Annotated in this window: 15 protein-coding genes; 4 read left to right on the top strand and 11 right to left on the bottom strand. The window is 68.4% G+C overall.

Features of this window, described 5'->3' with window-relative positions:
- The first annotated feature begins 32 nt into the window (after positions 1-32).
- Both ABGI63_RS24085 and ABGI63_RS24080 read left to right on the top strand, forming a co-directional pair.
- Positions 33-1,145 (top strand): hypothetical protein, encoded by a 1,113-nt coding sequence (locus tag ABGI63_RS24085; protein ID WP_349745100.1) that lies wholly within the window; start codon positions 33-35, stop codon positions 1,143-1,145.
- 194 nt (positions 1,146-1,339) lie between these two features.
- Positions 1,340-1,759, top strand: a complete 420-nt coding sequence (locus tag ABGI63_RS24080) for a GNAT family N-acetyltransferase (protein ID WP_349745099.1) — start codon at positions 1,340-1,342, stop codon at positions 1,757-1,759.
- A 12-nt stretch (positions 1,760-1,771) separates the two neighbouring features.
- Here ABGI63_RS24080 and ABGI63_RS24075 read toward each other — a convergent pair whose 3' ends face one another.
- The 8 genes from ABGI63_RS24075 to ABGI63_RS24040 form a co-directional block, all read right to left on the bottom strand.
- Positions 1,772-2,932 carry an amidohydrolase gene (locus ABGI63_RS24075; RefSeq protein WP_349745098.1) on the bottom strand — a complete coding sequence of 387 codons (1,161 nt, stop codon included), beginning with the start codon at positions 2,930-2,932 and terminating at the stop codon, positions 1,772-1,774.
- Positions 2,933-2,935: 3 nt separating this feature from the next.
- Positions 2,936-3,637 (bottom strand): HAD-IA family hydrolase, encoded by a 702-nt coding sequence (locus tag ABGI63_RS24070; RefSeq protein WP_349745097.1) that lies wholly within the window; start codon positions 3,635-3,637, stop codon positions 2,936-2,938.
- 11 nt (positions 3,638-3,648) lie between these two features.
- On the bottom strand, positions 3,649-4,014 hold the full coding sequence (locus ABGI63_RS24065; protein ID WP_349745096.1) for a helix-turn-helix domain-containing protein: 366 nt from the start codon (positions 4,012-4,014) through the stop codon (positions 3,649-3,651).
- A 108-nt stretch (positions 4,015-4,122) separates the two neighbouring features.
- Positions 4,123-5,319: an acetyltransferase domain-containing protein gene (locus ABGI63_RS24060; protein ID WP_349745095.1), complete on the bottom strand. Its 1,197-nt coding sequence runs from the start codon at positions 5,317-5,319 to the stop codon at positions 4,123-4,125.
- A 40-nt stretch (positions 5,320-5,359) separates the two neighbouring features.
- Positions 5,360-6,136, bottom strand: coding sequence for a DUF4198 domain-containing protein (locus ABGI63_RS24055; protein WP_349745094.1), 777 nt, complete (start codon positions 6,134-6,136; stop codon positions 5,360-5,362).
- A gap of 19 nt (positions 6,137-6,155) precedes the next feature.
- Positions 6,156-8,285 carry a TonB-dependent siderophore receptor gene (locus ABGI63_RS24050; RefSeq protein WP_349745093.1) on the bottom strand — a complete coding sequence of 710 codons (2,130 nt, stop codon included), beginning with the start codon at positions 8,283-8,285 and terminating at the stop codon, positions 6,156-6,158.
- A gap of 60 nt (positions 8,286-8,345) precedes the next feature.
- Complete coding sequence (locus ABGI63_RS24045; protein ID WP_349745092.1) at positions 8,346-8,732, bottom strand: hypothetical protein; 387 nt, start codon at positions 8,730-8,732, stop codon at positions 8,346-8,348.
- Between the two features lie 74 nt (positions 8,733-8,806).
- Entirely contained in the window at positions 8,807-9,202 is a 396-nt protein-coding gene (locus tag ABGI63_RS24040) for a hypothetical protein (protein ID WP_349745091.1), read from the bottom strand.
- 263 nt (positions 9,203-9,465) lie between these two features.
- Between ABGI63_RS24040 and ABGI63_RS24035 the strand changes: the two genes are divergently transcribed.
- Both ABGI63_RS24035 and ABGI63_RS24030 read left to right on the top strand, forming a co-directional pair.
- Positions 9,466-9,933 carry a (2Fe-2S)-binding protein gene (locus ABGI63_RS24035; protein WP_349745090.1) on the top strand — a complete coding sequence of 156 codons (468 nt, stop codon included), beginning with the start codon at positions 9,466-9,468 and terminating at the stop codon, positions 9,931-9,933.
- Positions 9,930-12,236, top strand: a complete 2,307-nt coding sequence (locus ABGI63_RS24030; protein WP_349745089.1) for a xanthine dehydrogenase family protein molybdopterin-binding subunit — start codon at positions 9,930-9,932, stop codon at positions 12,234-12,236. The genes ABGI63_RS24035 and ABGI63_RS24030 overlap by 4 nt, the downstream gene beginning before the upstream one ends.
- Here ABGI63_RS24030 and ABGI63_RS24025 read toward each other — a convergent pair.
- From ABGI63_RS24025 to ABGI63_RS24015, 3 genes are read right to left on the bottom strand one after another with little or no spacing between them, the layout of a single operon-like run.
- A complete protein-coding gene (locus tag ABGI63_RS24025) occupies positions 12,226-13,377 on the bottom strand; it encodes an NAD(P)/FAD-dependent oxidoreductase (protein WP_349745088.1) in 1,152 nt (383 codons plus the stop codon). The genes ABGI63_RS24030 and ABGI63_RS24025 overlap by 11 nt on opposite strands.
- Positions 13,374-14,783, bottom strand: coding sequence for an FAD/NAD(P)-dependent oxidoreductase (locus ABGI63_RS24020; protein WP_349745087.1), 1,410 nt, complete (start codon positions 14,781-14,783; stop codon positions 13,374-13,376). The genes ABGI63_RS24025 and ABGI63_RS24020 overlap by 4 nt, the downstream gene beginning before the upstream one ends.
- Positions 14,780-15,145, bottom strand: coding sequence for a (2Fe-2S)-binding protein (locus ABGI63_RS24015; RefSeq protein WP_349745086.1), 366 nt, complete (start codon positions 15,143-15,145; stop codon positions 14,780-14,782). Before ABGI63_RS24015 ends, ABGI63_RS24020 begins: the two co-directional genes overlap by 4 nt.
- Positions 15,146-15,152 lie beyond the last annotated feature (7 nt).

Raw genomic sequence — 15,152 nt, 5'->3', positions numbered from 1 at the left:
TGCTTGCCCTGGCTCGACTCGTATCTACCGACATGCTTCTTGCAAGAATTCAACGAGACCTGTTCGATTTCACAGAACGTGATCCCGAGGACTTTCCGGGGTTGGTCGAGTTCTGGTATCGGGCCAACAGCGAGGCGCTGTCCGCAGCGCTGACTGCCCACCGGGGGCTAAACATCATTCTGAACGTTCGGTCGTTCAAGAACTTCGAGGCGCTTGCCAAGCGCCTCTTCCTCATCGCAGACACCCTAATCCTTCGAGACACGCGAGACTGGGCGACCGATGTGGCTGGCTACCGAGACATACCTGTCCCAACGGGTGAATATCGACCCGGCTTCATACCAGAGGTTCTGGATGAACTCCGCCGACTTCGTCCACCGCCATTGACGCTGCTTCATCGTCCGGAATTCTTCTGGACGAGCGAGCACAAGACCTTGAATAACGGCCTTCACATAGCCTACGCTGGATCTTCCTTCCACCCCATCCCGTCCGAGTTTCTGGATTGGATCGGTGGCCCAGGCAGGGACTACATGAAGACGGGGCAAGTTGTCTATGCACCGTTCATCCCGCCGCTGGCTATGGAGCTTGAGTTCCTGAAAAAAGAGGTTGATTTGCCGGGTCACTTTGGTGCGAGCTCGCTTTTTCACCAAAGGCACGAGTGGCTGCCGGACGACCGTCTCCAGGCTCTGCTCAGGTTGGAGGTGCCATTTTTGGAAGGGTTGGATATTGCAACGCTCTCTGCAGTCAAGCTCGACAACTACGACGCCTTCAGTTCGTTTAGCCGCAGTCTCCTTGATGCTGTGAGCGGCATCAAGTCGGCACTGGGCACCGAGGGCTTCGCACGCGAGCTGCGGAGTATTCAGAGGAATCAGATTGACGCCACGCTTGACGAGGTCGGCAAGGTCGTCCGTCGCATTAATCAGTCGCGTGCCCTTCGGAGACAGGGCATTCTGACGGGTTTGGTTGGCCTGAATGCCGCTGCTTTCATTGGCGCTCCCGCAGCGTCGCTGGCAACGGGACTCGCCGCAGGGGCAGCGGCGTTGGTTGCCGAGCGCATAGCCCACCTTAGAGAGCAAGGCGAACTTGCTGACAAGAAGGGATACTTCCTCTGGAAGCTGAAGGGCGCCAGTACTTCCGGTATCGAATGACGCGGGTGCGGCGCGTTTTCTGCGGGACCTACGGACCAGGTTGCAGCACCGGTCGTTTAGGAACCAAGAATCCCGAACGAACGTTTCTTGGGCATGGGCTTCGCCAGCCGCAATTTCAACGACAGGTCAGGCCGAACCAGGAAGACCGGCCTGGCTCGCTTCGGCCTCTTGCGCCCGACTTCTTTGTACTGACCATGAATCAAATCGAAATCAGGTGGGAGGCCCCGACGCCCGAGGCTTTCAAGGCTCTCTACGACAGCACCGGCTGGGGCCCGATCTCGCGGGAGGCCTCGTACTACGCGGGCGCGCTGGCCGGTTCCTGGTGCACGCGAGCTGCTTATCGCGAGGGGCAACTGGTCGGTTTTGTCAGGGTCATCTCCGATGGGCATCTGCATGCCTTCATCACCGAGATGATCGTCCACCCCGACTTCCAGCGGCGCGGCATCGGCGCGAGCCTGCTGTCATCGCTGCTCGCGGCCTGCCATGAGGCCGGCATCAGCGATATCCAGCTGTTCTGCGCCAGGGGCAAGGCAGCGTTCTACCGGCGGCACGGTTTCGTGCCGAGGCCGGACGAGGGGCCGGGCATGCAGTTCGTTGCCGCGTTGAGCGGCTGACGTGGGCCGTGCTCAGGCCGGCAGGGCCTGGCGCACCACCGCGACAAACCAGCGTATGCCCAGCGGCAGCGCCGCGTCGTTGAAGTCGTAGCCGGGGTGGTGTAGCGGCCTGGAGTCGCCGGCGTGGCCCTGGCCCAGCCACAGATAGGCGCCGGGCCGCGCGCGCAGCATGAAGGCGAAGTCCTCCGAGGTGAAGGCCGGGCGGGGCGCGAGGCTGGCCTGCAGACCCGCCTCGGCGGCCGCGGCCAGCGCCAGCTCGGCCTCGGCCGCGCTGTTGATGGTGGCCGGGTAGTAGCGGGTGTAGCTCACCGCGATCTCGGTGCCGCTGCCCAGCGCGACGCCGGCGGCGCAGTCGCGCAGCGCGGCCTCGATGCGGTCCTGTGCGACCGGATCGAAGCTGCGCACCGTGCCGGTGATCTGCACCTCGGCAGGCAGCACATTGTGCGAATGCCCGCCTTCGATGCGCGTGACCGACAACACGGCCGACTCGCCGGGGGCTATGCGGCGCGCGACGATGGTGTTGAGCTGGGTCACCAGCTGGCTGGCGGCCAGGATGGCATCGGCGGTCTGGTGGGGCTGGGCCGCATGGCCGCCGCGGCCGCGCACCGTCAGGTCGAACCGGTCGGCCGCCGCCATGATGGGGCCGGGTCTGGTCTGCGCCTGGCCCAGCGGCAGATCGGGCCAGTTGTGCAGCGCGTAGACCGCGTCGCAGGGGAAACGCTCGAACAGGCCCGCGTCGACCATGGCCTTGGCCCCGCCGCGGCCTTCCTCGGCCGGCTGGAAGATGAAGACCACCGTGCCCTTGAAGCGTTCGCGATGCCGCAGCAGCTGGCGCGCTGCGCCCAGCAGCATGGCTGTGTGGCCGTCGTGGCCGCAGCCGTGGTGCACGCCGCTGTGGCGGCTGGCATGCGGCAGGCCGCTGAGCTCCTGCATCGGCAGCGCGTCCATGTCCGCGCGCAAGCCGACGCTGGGGCCGGAGCCGTTGCGCAGCAGGCCGACGACGCCGGTGCCGCCCAGGCCCTCATGCACCTCCAGCTTGAGCTCGCGCAGCGCGGCCGCGACGATGGCGGCGGTGCGGTGCTCGGCGAAGGCCAGCTCGGGGTGGGCATGCAGATCGCGGCGCAGCGCGATCAGCGCCGGCAGCAGATCGGCGACCTCCTCGTGGGCGCTCATCGACTACCTGCCTTCATCGACCGCATCGGCCAGCTGAGCCAGCGTGAAGAAGTGATAGTCGGGCTCGGTGATCTGCTTGACCTCCAGGGTGCCGCCGAAGCCGGGCTGCTGGTGGCGGCGCTCGATCCAGCAGGTCTTCAGACCCAGGCGTTTGGCCACGCCGATATCGTGGTACTGGCTTTGCGCCACATGCAGATTGTCGGCCTGGCTGTAGCCGCGCGTGCTCAGGCGGCCGCGGGCGAAGGCGAAGAAGACCGGGTCGGGCTTCTCGCACAGCGCGTCATCGGCCGTGACGCTGTCGTCGAAGGGCATCTCCAGCGTCTTCTCGAAATGCGACAGCGCCCAGCGCTGGGCATTGGTCATCGCGACCAGCTTGAAGCGCGTGCGCAGGCGCTTGAGCGCCTGCACCGAGTCGGGAAAAGCCGGCCACTGCGGCACCGAGTCGCGCAGGCCCTGGGCCAGCGCCGGCGTGTCGGGCAGGCCCAGCTCGGCGGCGATGCTGTGCCAGCAGCGCACCAGATCGTCCGGGTAGGCGATCACCTCCTTGCTGGCGCGGGCGCGGCGGTAGGCGGCCAGGAAGTCTTCGTCGCCGACGGGGCTGTCGGGCAGGGCCGCATGCAGATAGTTCAGCATGCCGCGCTCGAAGTCGATCAGCGTGCCGACCACGTCGAATGTCAGAACCTTGAAATCTTGCAAAGAGGCCATGGGGACTACCTTCAGGAGGGAATGTTGGGAGATTGGGAAGATTGGTACTGGCCCGGCGTCATGCCGCACAGGCGCTTGAAGCGGCGTGTCAGATGGCTCTGGTCGTAGAAGCCCGACTCGCTGGCCGCGCGCGCGGCCGGCATGCCCTGGCTCAGCAGGGCCTGGGCATGCTGGATGCGCAGATGATTGACATAGCGGTAGGGCGACATGCCCACCCGCTCGCGGAACACGGTGGCAAAGCGCCAGATGCTGAGCCCGCACAGCGCGGCCAGCACCTCCAGCCGCAGCGGCTCGCCCAGATGGGCCTGGATATGAGCCAGCACCGGCTCCAGCGAGCGGCGGCGCTTGTCGGCAGGGGGTGTGCAGAGCTTTGCCATGAGCCACAGCTTAGGGGCGCTGGCGCCGATGATGTGGCCGTATAGCCGCGCTGCCGCGGTAGCGAATTGCGTATGCAGGACGCGGCGGCGCAGATCCTGCTGGCATCGCTAGAAGTATTTGACCCAGGCCTTCGTCGTGCGCCGCTTGTAGGCGGCGAAAGCCCGTACCGAGGGGTACAGCAGCGGCACCATCGCCAGCCAGACCAGCCAGACGATCCAGAAGGCGTCGGCATCGACGCCGAAGCGCGTGCCCTGGTTGGGGCCGAACACGGCCAGCAGCACGCGGTAGCCGATCAGCAGCGCATAGAGGTGGACGATGTAGAAGAACATCGGCGCGCCGCCAAAGCTCGAGCACAGCCGGGTGAAGCCGTTGTCGGCCCGTTCCAGCGCGGCCAGCAGCAGCAGACCGCCGCCCAGCGTCAGCAGCACGAAGTCCAGCGAAGGCGGGTACTTGGTGAAGTTGAGCCAGGACATCGCCGTCTCGACCGCGCTGGCGCCGGCCACCCAGGGCGCGTTCTCGCCATAGATATTGAAGCCGCGCAGGACCAGCAGCGCCGCCAGGCAGGCCAGGCCGGTGGCCAGCAGAATCTGCTGGCGCCTGCGCGCCGCTACGCACGCCGCGAACACCGGCGCGAACGCATAGCCCAGCAGGATCACGCCGACCCAGGGCAGGGCCGGGTAGGTCAGCCGCACCTTCAGCGCGCCCTCGGCCACCAGCCAGCCGCGATGCAGCATCAGGGTCCACAGCGGATACCAGGCGCTGTCGGACGGGACGGTGTAGCCGGCCACCGCGTTGTGGCCGCAGACGATGAGCAGGCCCAGCGCCGCCATCAGCCCGCGCGGCAGCCCTGCCATCAAGGCCAGCACCACCATGCTGAAGCCGATCGCCCACATCACCTGCAGATACAGCGTGTGATAGGTGCCGCTCCAGGCGAAGTTGATGACGGTCAGCTCCAGCGCGATCAGCAGCAGGCCGCGCTTGAGCAGAAAGCTGCGCACATCGCGCGAGGCACCGCTGGGCGGGTGGGCGTAGAGCCAGGCCGACAGCCCGGTCAGGAACACGAAGACCGGCGCGCAGAAATGCGCAGCCAGGCGCGAGAAGAAAAGCTCGGGCGGGGTGCCCGGCAGTGTCATCGGGTCGGTGACCTGCAGATGCAGATACAGGGTCTCGCGCACATGGTCCAGCAGCATGATGATGATCACCAGGCCGCGCAGCGCGTCGATCGAGGTGATGCGCGCCGTGTGGACGGCGCTGCTGTCGCGCGTGGCGCCGAGCCCGCGGGCGGGCAGTGAGGTGGTCGACATGGTCTTGGCTCCTCTTGTTCTCTGGGTCGGCCGCGTCGGCCTATTTCTTCGCGGCGGCCGGCAGCGCCACCACCGGCAGCGCCGCCAGCCCGCCGTGCTGCACGAAGGAGACGGCGGTGTTGTAGCCCTGCAGCTGGTAGGGCTCGGCACCCTGCGGCCCGGCGCGCTCGCCGGCCGCGTCTTCCAGGTGGTAGTGGCCGATCACATAGAGCCCCTGCCAGGGCAGCGGAAAGCGCAGCCGGCCTTCGGCATCGCTGAGGGTCTCGCGCGTCCAGCCGGCGGGCGTGGACAGGACCACCTTGGCGCCCGGCAGCGGCTCGCCCTGGAAGACGATGCGGAACTCGGCGGCGCCGTCGGCCACGACGCCGGTGGGCACGATGTCCAGCGGCAGGCTGGGCGCGCGCGCACGCAGATCGGGCAGCCAGCGCGTGGCCGGTGTCCACCAGGTGCGCAGCGCCCGGCCGTCGCGCTGGGTGTCGAACATCGGGTAGCGCCTGTCGATCGCGGTCAGCGACTCCTCGTGCCCGGCCGCCGACGCGAAGCCGCTCGTCTGCTTGCTCAGCGCCAGCGCTCTGGTGCCGGCCGGCGTGAGCCGCTGCGCATCGAGCTGGACGAAACGGTCCAGCCCGCCCGGCGAGCGCTCATGCATATTCGCTTCGAGCTCGCCGTAGCGCAGCAGCAGTTGCGCCGGGTTCTGCGCATCGGGCTCGAACCACAGCTGATGCGCTTGCGCGAGGCCGGCCGACAAGGCCGCCACCAGCCCGAACGCGCCGGCCACCAGCAGGCGGCGCGGGGAGTTTTCAAGAATGGTTTTCATGATGAAAGCTCCCGGGGGCTCAGAACTTGTACTGCGCGGTCAGCGTGAATTTGCGGCCATTGCCGGGGTAGACCCAGATCTGGCTGTAGGAGCTGGCGTAGTAGCGCTTGTCGAAGAGATTGTCGATGTCCAGCGAGAGGCGCAGCTGGCTGGCCAGCTGGTAGGACGAGATCAGCTTGACGCTGGTGTAGGCCGGCAGCTTGAAGTCGTCGGCCGCGACCAGGGGCGCGACCGCCCCCTCGCGCTCGCCGACATGGTTCAGCCCCAGGCCCAGCGTCGCGGCATTGCCCGCCAGCGCAAAGCTCTTCACCAGCATCAGGTTGGCGCTGTGGCGCGGCACATTGGCCAGCTGGCGGCCGAGCAGGAAGGCGTTGTTGTCCTCGGTCACCTGCGCATCGGTGAAGGCATAGGCGGCCGACAGCCGCAGGCCCGGCATGATCTGACCCGCGATGTCGAACTCCAGGCCCTGGCTCTCGACCTCGCCGGCCGCGACCGAGAAGTTGTTCGGATCCGCCGGGTCGGGCGTCAGCACATTGTTCTTGGAGATCTTGTAGAGCGCCAGCGTGCTGCTGATCTTGCCGTCGGCCGAGTCCAGCTTGGCGCCCATCTCATAGGCCTTGCCTTTCTCGGCCGGGAAGGCGGCGAAGGCGCTGCTGACCCCGCTATTGGGGCGGAAGCTCTTGGAGGCCGTCGCATACAGCGACAGCGTCCTGCTGGGCTGGTAGACCAGGCCGATGCGCGGCGTGGTCGCACTCAGGCTCTGCTCGGTGGTGTTGCCGCTGCGGTGGTTCAGCAAGGACTGCTTGTACTTGTCGTGGCGCAGGCCCAGCAGCATCTTCCACTGCGCGCCCAGGTCGATCTGGTCCTGGGCATAAAGCGAATGCGAGCGCTGCTTTTCCTTGGTGTCGGTGGTCAAGGCCATGCTCGTCGCGACCACGCCGTAGACCGGTGCATAGATGTCGAGGTTGCCGGCATTGGCGTTGCGGTATTGCAGGCGCTCGTCGGTGAAGCGGTAAGCATCGATGCCGACCAGCAGGTTGTGAACCAGGCCCGCGCCGCGCAGCTTGCCCAGCAGCTCCAGCCGGCCGGCCATATCGCTGGCCTCGTTGTCGCGCGAACGGCGCTGGCGCACCAGCGTGCGCTGGTCGGCCTGCAGAAAGCGGCCCTCGGTGGAAATGCCTTCGAGCGAGCTGTCGCGCACGCTGAAGCCGGTCTGCAGCGACCAGTCGTCGTTGAAGTAGTGCTGGACAAAGACCTGGTGGCCGGTGGTCGCTATCACATTCCTGCCATCGCCCGGCTCACCGAGGAAACGCGAGCGCGGCAACACGCCGAGCTGGCCGTTGATGGCCAGCACGCCGCGGTCGAAATTGGCGCGCTGCCTGGAAACCTCCAGCTCGTAGGACACCGTGGTGTCGGGCGTCAGCATCCAGATCAGCGAGGGCGACAGCAGATAGCGCTCCGAGCCCAGGTGGTCGCGGTAGCTGTCGGCCTTCTCGGCGGCGGCATTGAGCCGGTAGGCAAAGCGCTCGCCGATCGGGCCGGTCAGGTCGACGGTCGCGCGCAGCGCACCGTCGCTGCCGGCCGACAGCGCCAGGGTCTGGGCCGGCTGGAACAGCGGCTTCTTGGTGGTGATATTGACCGTGCCGCCGGGCTCGCCGCGGCCGTACAGCGCCGAGGCCGGGCCTTTCAGGATCTCCACCGTGCTGGTGTTGGCGGCGTCGCGCAGGCCGTTGTAGCCGCGGCTGTAGTTGAAGCCGTTGACCATGTAGTCGGAGCCGAAGTTCGGATCGCCGGTGAAGCCGCGCATCGCATAGCTGTCCCACAGCCCGCCCAGATTGCTCTGCTTGGCGATGCCGCTGCCCAGGTCCAGCGCGTCGGCCAGCTTGCTGACGCCGGCGTCCTGCAGCATGTCGGCGCTCAGCACGCGCACGCTTTGCGGCAGGTCTTTCAGCAGCGCGTCGCTCTTGGTCGCGCCGGTGGCCGAGAGATTGCGATAGGGCTGCTTGACGCCGAGGATCTGCACGGTCTCAAGCTGGGAGGTCGTGGCCTCGGCCTTGGGCGCATCGGCGGCGACCGCCGCGAACGCGGTGCACAGAGCGGCCGGCAGGGCGGCGCGGGCGAAGAAACGGGTGGTTTGGATCTTGGACATGGTGGGTTCCTTGATTGAACTTTTCTTTGAATCCGAAGCAGAAGCGGGCACAGCGGCGCCTCAGCGCAGCGTGAAACGCAGCGCGAGGGTCAGGTTTTGCGGTGTGGTGATCACGGCCACCGCCTTGGCGCCGGCGGTGAGCGTCAGACCCTTGGCCACCAGGGCGTTGGCACCGGCCGGTGTCAGCGGCGCGCTGGTCTTCACACCGTCCTTGTTCAGCACGCTCAATTTGCCGCTGAAGCCGACGGTGTCCAGCGCCTGGCCATGGTCTTCCAGATACAGCATGGCAGAGCTGTCAAGCCCCGCCACCAGCTCGAAGCTGATTTCGTTGGCCACCTGCACGACGCCGCCGTGCTTGGGCGCGGTGTCGCCGTGGGCGAGGGCCAGCGTGCCTGCGGAGGCGAGGCACAGCGCGGCCAGGGCCTTGCTGAAACGATAGGGGTTCATCGTCTTTGGTCTCCAAGAGGGGGAGCGGCGCAGGGGCGAGCGAACGCCGCCAACCCGCGCGCGGGGGCGAGGGATCAGGCCCGGGCCTTGGGAGGGCGGCGCAGGCCTTCGATGAAGGGCGCGGCAGGCGTGGCCTCGGCGGCGACCAGCGGGGGTTCCGAGCCGGGGACCATCTGCGGGCCGATGACGCTGGCGGGCAATGGCCCGGCGCTGGCCAGGCAGCCATCGACGCCGAAGTGGTGGCTCAGCGGCGCAGCGCCGTAGCTGCCGTTCTGCTCGGGGCTGACCAGTGCCAGCTCCTCGGCAAAGGCCGTGTCGAAAGCCTCGGCCTCCTGGGTCGAGGCCAGGCTGCCGGCAAAGCTCAGCGAACCGTGGCAGTGGTGGTGATAGGCGCTGCCCACCCAGTTCAACAGCATCGCGAGCAGCAGCAGCGCGATCAAGTGAGGGGATGGTGATGAGCGGCGAATCATCGTGGCTGGATTATGAAATTCGCCCCCGCGCAGCCCCTGCCGTTTGCAGGGGTGTGCACGCAATCTTCAGTTGAAATCGGTGGTGCTGCACGGCATGGGCTGCTGAAAGGCGCCGGCTGGTGCGCGCTGTGCGCCCGTGGTGCGGTTTCCTGCACCAGCTTGGCCGCGCGTTCGAAAGCCATTGCAAAAGCCCCCTGGCCGGGCGCAAGATGCGTCGCGCGGAAGGCGCTTGCGGATCAACAGCTTCTTGGATGGAGAGTGCGATGGCCAGCTTGCAAATCAATGGACAGACGCTCAGCGTCGATGCGGCCGAGGACACGCCGCTGCTGTGGGTGTTGCGCGATCACCTCGGGATGACCGGCACCAAGTACGGCTGCGGCCTGGCCCTGTGCGGCGCCTGCACCGTGCATCTGAACGGCGAGCCGGTGCGGGCCTGCCAGACGCCGCTGTCGGCCGCGAGCGGCAAGCGCATCACCACCATCGAGGGCGTCGGCGCCTCGCGCCAGGGCAAGGCCGTGCAGGCCGCCTGGGTCAAGCTGGGCGTGCCGCAATGCGGCTACTGTCAGGCCGGGCAGATCATGAGCGCGACCGCCTTGCTGCAGCGCAAGCCCAAGCCCAGCGACGCCGACATCGACGCGGCGATGAGCGGCAACCTCTGCCGCTGCGGCACCTACACCCGCATCCGCAGCGCGATCAAGAGCGCCGCCGGCCTGCCGGGAGACGCCGCATGAACGCCCCGCATGAAATCCCTTCTTCCGGCATCAGCCGTCGCAGCCTGCTGGGTGGTGTCTCGCTGAGCGGCCTGGTGCTGGGCATCGGCCTGCCCGGCGCGGTGCAGGGCGCCGACGAGCCGGCCAAGTACGGCGGCGACGGCATGCCCCATGGCGTGCAGGACAGCCCGAAGACCTTTGTCTCGATTGCGCCCGATGGCATCGTCAGCATCCTGATCCATCGCTCCGAGATGGGCCAGGGCGTGCGCACCAGCCTGCCCAAGGTGCTGGCCGACGAACTGGAGGCCGACTGGAAGCGCGTGCGCGTCGTGCAGGCGCCGGGCGACGAGGAGAAGTTCGGCAACCAGGACACCGATGGCTCGCGCAGCATGCGCCACTGGTTCGAGCCGATGCGCCGCTGCGGCGCCAGCGCCCGCATGATGCTGGAGCAGGCCGCGGCCCAGCAATGGAATGTGCCGCTGGAGCAGGTGCAGGCGAAGCACCACGAGGTCGTCCACAAGCCCAGCGGGCGCAAGCTCGGCTACGGGGCGCTGGCCCAGGCCGCGGCCCAGCTGGAGGTGCCGGCCCGCACAAGCCTGAAGCTCAAGAACGCCAAGGACTTCCGCTATATCGGCAAGCTCGACACCCACCTGGTCGACGCCGAGGGCATCGTGACCGGCAAGTCGCAATACGGTATCGACACCCGCCTGCCGGGCCAGCTCTATGCGGTGATTGCGCGCCCGCCGGTGCTAGGCGGCAAGCTCAAGCGCTTCGATGCGGCCGAGGCACTGAAGGTGCCGGGCGTGCTGAAGGTCTTCGCGCTGGCCGGCACGCCGCCGCCGTCGGAGTTCCAGCCGATCGGCGGCGTCGTCGTCGTGGCCAAGGACAGCTGGGCCGCGATCAAGGCGCGCGGCCTCTTGAAGATCGAATGGGACGATGGCGAGCATGCCGGCTACGACTCCGCGGCCTACCGCCGCGAGCTGGAGGACGCGGTGCGCAAGCCGGGCGGCAAGGCCGTGCGCAACGATGGCGACGCCTATGCCGCGCTGGCCAAGGCGGCCAAGACGATCACGGCCGATTACTACGTGCCCCACCTGGCCCATGCCACGCTGGAGCCACCGGCCGCGACCGCGCGCATCAGCGAGGGCCGCTGCGAGGTCTGGGCCGCGGTGCAGTCGCCGCAGGCCGCGCGCGAGCGGGTCGCCAAGCGCCTGAACCTGGATTTCTCCAAGGTCACGGTCAACGTCACCCTGCTGGGTGGCGGCTTCGGCCGCAAGTCCAAGCCCGACTTCGTCGTCGAGGCGGCCCTGGTGTCGCAGGAAATGCAGGGGGCGCCGGTCAAGCTGACCTGGACCCGCGAGGACGACATCCAGCACGATTACTACCACGCCGCTTGCGCCCAGCACATCGAGGTCGGGCTGGACGGCAGCGGCAAGGTCAGCGCCTGGCTGCACCGCTCGGCCGAGCCGACCATCGTCTCGATCTTCGCGCCCGACCCCAAGCAGCTGGCGCCGTTCGAGCTGGGCCTGGGCCTGAGCAATCTGCCCTTGGCCATCCCCAATGTGCGCTTCGAGAACCCTGCCGCCACGGCCCATGCCCGCATCGGCTGGCTGCGCTCGGTCAACAACATCCAGCATGCCTTCGCGACCCAGAGCTTTGTCGCCGAGCTGGCCCTGGCCGCCGGCAAGGACCCTCGCGATTTCCTGCTCGAGCTGATCGGCCCGGCGCGCCAGATCTCGCCGCCCAAGATCGGCGATGGCTGGAACCATGGCGAATCGCCGGAGCGCTATCCGGTCGACACCGGCCGGCTGCGCCGCGTCATCGAGGTGGCCACGCGCGAGGCCCGCTGGGGCCGCAAGCTGCCGGCCGGCCAGGGCCTGGGCCTGGCCGCGCACTACAGCTTCGTCACCTATATGGCCGTGGTGGTCCAGGTCAGCGTCAATACCAAGGGCGAGCTGAGCATCCCGCGCATCGATGTCGCGGTCGACTGCGGCCCGGTGATCAACCCGGATCGCGTGCGCTCCCAGGTCGAAGGGGCCTGCGTGATGGGCCTGAGCCAGGCCCTGTACAGCGAGATCACCTTCAAGAACGGCCGGGTCGAGCAGAGCAATTACCACGACTTCGAGATCGCGCGGCTCAGCGCGGCGCCGAAGAAGATCGTCGTGCACCTGCTGCCGGCCGCCAGCTACGACATGCCGCTGGGCGGTGTCGGAGAGCCGGCGGTCGGGCCGATCGCGCCGGCGCTGATGAACGCGATCCACGCGGCCACCGGCAAGCGCATCCGGCAGCTGCCGCTGCGCGATCAGCTGGGCGTCAAGACTTAGCGGAGAAGCGGCCGATGCTGAAGGTCTCGATCGGCGTCGAGGTCTGCCCCGTCGCCAGCAGTTCGGCCATCACCTCGCCGACGCCAGGGCTGATCGCGAAGCCTTCGCCGTTGAAGCCGAAGGCGTAGTGCAGGCCGGCCACGCGCGCGCTCGGCCCGAGCACCGGGGCCCAGTCGGCCGTGTAGCCCTCGATGCCGCTCCAGACGCGCAGCAGCTGCACATTCGCGAAGGCCGGCACGAAGCGGCGCAGCTCACGCAGCTGGCGCAGCTGGTTGTCGGGCTTGGAGTAGGCACGGATCTGCTGGGCATCGGCCGGGCCCTTGAGCCCGCCGCCGAAGACGATATTGCCGCGCGCGATCTGGCGGAAGTACAGGCCCTCGGTCTCGATCGGCGAGGACAGGCCGATCGACGGGGCTATCGCATAGGGCAGTGGCTCGGTGACCCCCATCTGCGGCCCGCGCGCCTCCAGCGGCACCGGCTCGCCGAAGGCCTCGGCGAAGCGGCCCGACCAGGCGCCGCTGGTCAGCAGCAGCTGGGCCGCGCGGTACTGGCGACCGTCGGTGGTGTGGGCGATGAAATCGCCGCCCGCGCCGTCGCGCTCGATGTGGGCGACCTCGCTGTGTTCATGGATGGCCGCGCCATGACGGCGGGCCGCACGGCCGAAGGCCGGGCCGGCAATGCGCGGATTCGCATGACCGTCGACCGGCGACAGCGAGCCGGCCACCACCTCGGGGCTGAAGATGCCCCAGCGCTTGCGCAGGCCCTCGGCGTTGAAGATCTCCAGGTCCAGCCCCAGGGGCTTCACATCCCTGGCGTGCTGGGCGATCACCTCGGCCTGCTTCTCGGTGTAGCAGACGCGCAGATGGCCGTAGGGCACGAACTCCAGGTCCTCGCCCAGCAGCTCCTTGACCCGGCCCCAGACCGCGCGGGCGCGGTTGGCCAGCGGCATCTGTGCCAGATCGCGACCCTGGCGGCGCACATTGCCGAAATTGGTGCCGCTGGCCTGGCGGCCGATCAGTTCGCGCTCCAGCAAGGTGACGCTCAGCCCATGCTGCTGGCGCAGGAAGAAGGCGGTGGTCGTGCCCATCAGGCCGCCGCCGATGACCAGCACATCGCTGCGTTCGATCTTGCCGGCGCTCATGCTTGCACCTCGCGCGCACTCATCAACAGCGGCTTGACCGGTGCCTGGCCGCGCAGGCGGCCGACCTGCTCGACCGGGATGCGGGCCTCGGCCGCAATCACTTCGGCCGCCGCATGGCCGCAGAAGCGGCCCTGGCAGCGCCCCATGCCGACGCGGCTGAAGGCCTTGGCGCGGTTCACTTCCTGGCTGCCCAGCTCGCGCACACAGCGGCGCAGCTCGCCGGCGCTGACGCTCTCGCAGCGGCACACCACCGCCTCATCCGGCAGCGTCGCCGCCAGCTGCTGCGGCCAGGGGAAGGCCTGGGTCAGGCCCTGGCGGAACTGGTCCATGGTCTGCAGCGTCGTGCGCAAGGCCCCCTGCTCGGTCTCGAACAGCTGGCGGCCGGCGCTCTGCTGAAGATCGTTCAGCGCCGCCAGCGCGGCCAGCCGGCCGGCGGCCTCGGCCCCGTCGGCGCCGAGGATGCGCACGCCATCGCCGGCCAGATAGACGCCCGGCGTGCTGCTGCGGCCGTCGGCATCGATGCGCGGCAACCATTGCCGGCTCAGCGGGTCGAACACAAACTCGCAGCGCGCGATATCGGCCAGCTGCGATTCGGCACGCAGATGCCAGCCCAGGCCCACCGCATCGGCCTCGAAGCGCTGCTCGCGGCCCTGCGCGTCGCGCACGCGCACGCCACTGACGCCGGTCGCGGCGCTGCCCTCGATCTGCAGCGGCGTCACGCCGTTCAGCAAGCTCACGCCGGCACGCCGGAGCTGCGACTTCAGCTGCAAGCCTATCCACAGCAGGCGCGGCCGGCTCAGTAGCCCGCGCAAGGCTTTCAGCGGCGGCAGCGCGGATGAGGTGTCCAGCACCGCCGCCACCGTGGCGCCGGCCTTCACATACTGCGAGGCCACCAGATACAGCAGCGGGCCGCTACCCATGAAAACCACCCGCGAGCCGATGCTGCAGGCCTGGGCTTTCAGCGCGATCTGTGCGGCACCCAGGCTGTAGCAGCCGGCGTACTGCCAGCCGGGCACCGGCATCAGCCGGTCGGTCGCGCCGGAGCAGACGATCAGTGCATCGAAATCGAGCTCGGCCGTCTCGCCGCTGGCCGGCTGCACCGTGTGCAGCTGCCGCGCCGTGACGTTCCAGGCCAGCGTGTCGGGCCGGTAGTCGATCTGCTTGTCGCGCAGCAGCGCGTCGAAGCGGCCGTGCAGGGCTTGCGCCTTGGCCGCCTCGCTGCCGTAGAGCTGCTCGTAGCCGCGCTTGAAGCCTTGCGGCTGGCGCCGATAGATCTGGCCGCCGCTGCGGCTGCCCTCGTCGACGACGACGGGCCGCAGGCCCGCCTGCACCAAGGCCTCGGCGGCGCGCACGCCGGCCGGCCCGCTGCCGACGACGATCACGCGGGGAGTGTCTCGTCCGCTCATGCCTGGCGCTCCTGCACGATCTTCAGGTCCGGCGTGGCCGGCCAGTGGTGGGCGGGCGGCGCGGTGCGCACGGCCATGCCCTCCAGCACCGGCGTCGAGCAGGCGCGCAGACGCTGCCCCGTCTCGTCCCAGACCCAGCAGTCCTGGCAGGCCCCCATCAGGCAGAAGCCGGCGCGCGCCTCGCCCTCGCCGAACTCCGAGCGCCGCAGGCTGCGCCGCTGGCTCAAGAGCGCGACCAGCAGGCTGTCGCCCTGCAGCGCCTGGGCCGGCTGGCCGTCGATGCGCAGGCTGACCGGCGCGCGGCCGGTTTCGGCCAGGCGCACAAAACGCGGCGCGCCGGCCGTGGGGAGGGGTTCACTCATGGCATGG

Origin of the sequence: Roseateles cavernae (assembly GCF_040187885.1) — a bacterium.
GTDB lineage: Bacteria > Pseudomonadota > Gammaproteobacteria > Burkholderiales > Burkholderiaceae_C > Roseateles_E > Roseateles_E cavernae.
The sequence above is the reverse complement of the archived record's forward strand: the minus strand, read 5'-3'. Positions and strand labels throughout refer to the sequence as shown.

Bases quoted from the DNA above. Each gene is read 5' to 3' on its own strand.
- ABGI63_RS24015 (WP_349745086.1), bottom strand. From the start codon at position 15,145: ATGAGTGAACCCCTCCCCACGGCCGGCGCGCCGCGTTTTGTGCGCCTG.
- ABGI63_RS24030 (WP_349745089.1), top strand. From the start codon at position 9,930: ATGAACGCCCCGCATGAAATCCCTTCTTCCGGCATCAGCCGTCGCAGC.
- ABGI63_RS24025 (WP_349745088.1), bottom strand. From the start codon at position 13,377: ATGAGCGCCGGCAAGATCGAACGCAGCGATGTGCTGGTCATCGGCGGC.
- ABGI63_RS24075 (WP_349745098.1), bottom strand. From the start codon at position 2,932: ATGAGCGCCCACGAGGAGGTCGCCGATCTGCTGCCGGCGCTGATCGCG.
- ABGI63_RS24035 (WP_349745090.1), top strand. From the start codon at position 9,466: ATGGCCAGCTTGCAAATCAATGGACAGACGCTCAGCGTCGATGCGGCC.
- ABGI63_RS24055 (WP_349745094.1), bottom strand. From the start codon at position 6,136: ATGAAAACCATTCTTGAAAACTCCCCGCGCCGCCTGCTGGTGGCCGGC.
- ABGI63_RS24065 (WP_349745096.1), bottom strand. From the start codon at position 4,014: ATGGCAAAGCTCTGCACACCCCCTGCCGACAAGCGCCGCCGCTCGCTG.
- ABGI63_RS24070 (WP_349745097.1), bottom strand. From the start codon at position 3,637: ATGGCCTCTTTGCAAGATTTCAAGGTTCTGACATTCGACGTGGTCGGC.
- ABGI63_RS24060 (WP_349745095.1), bottom strand. From the start codon at position 5,319: ATGTCGACCACCTCACTGCCCGCCCGCGGGCTCGGCGCCACGCGCGAC.
- ABGI63_RS24045 (WP_349745092.1), bottom strand. From the start codon at position 8,732: ATGAACCCCTATCGTTTCAGCAAGGCCCTGGCCGCGCTGTGCCTCGCC.
- ABGI63_RS24080 (WP_349745099.1), top strand. From the start codon at position 1,340: ATGAATCAAATCGAAATCAGGTGGGAGGCCCCGACGCCCGAGGCTTTC.
- ABGI63_RS24040 (WP_349745091.1), bottom strand. From the start codon at position 9,202: ATGATTCGCCGCTCATCACCATCCCCTCACTTGATCGCGCTGCTGCTG.
- ABGI63_RS24020 (WP_349745087.1), bottom strand. From the start codon at position 14,783: ATGAGCGGACGAGACACTCCCCGCGTGATCGTCGTCGGCAGCGGGCCG.
- ABGI63_RS24050 (WP_349745093.1), bottom strand. From the start codon at position 8,285: ATGTCCAAGATCCAAACCACCCGTTTCTTCGCCCGCGCCGCCCTGCCG.
- ABGI63_RS24085 (WP_349745100.1), top strand. From the start codon at position 33: ATGCTTCTTGCAAGAATTCAACGAGACCTGTTCGATTTCACAGAACGT.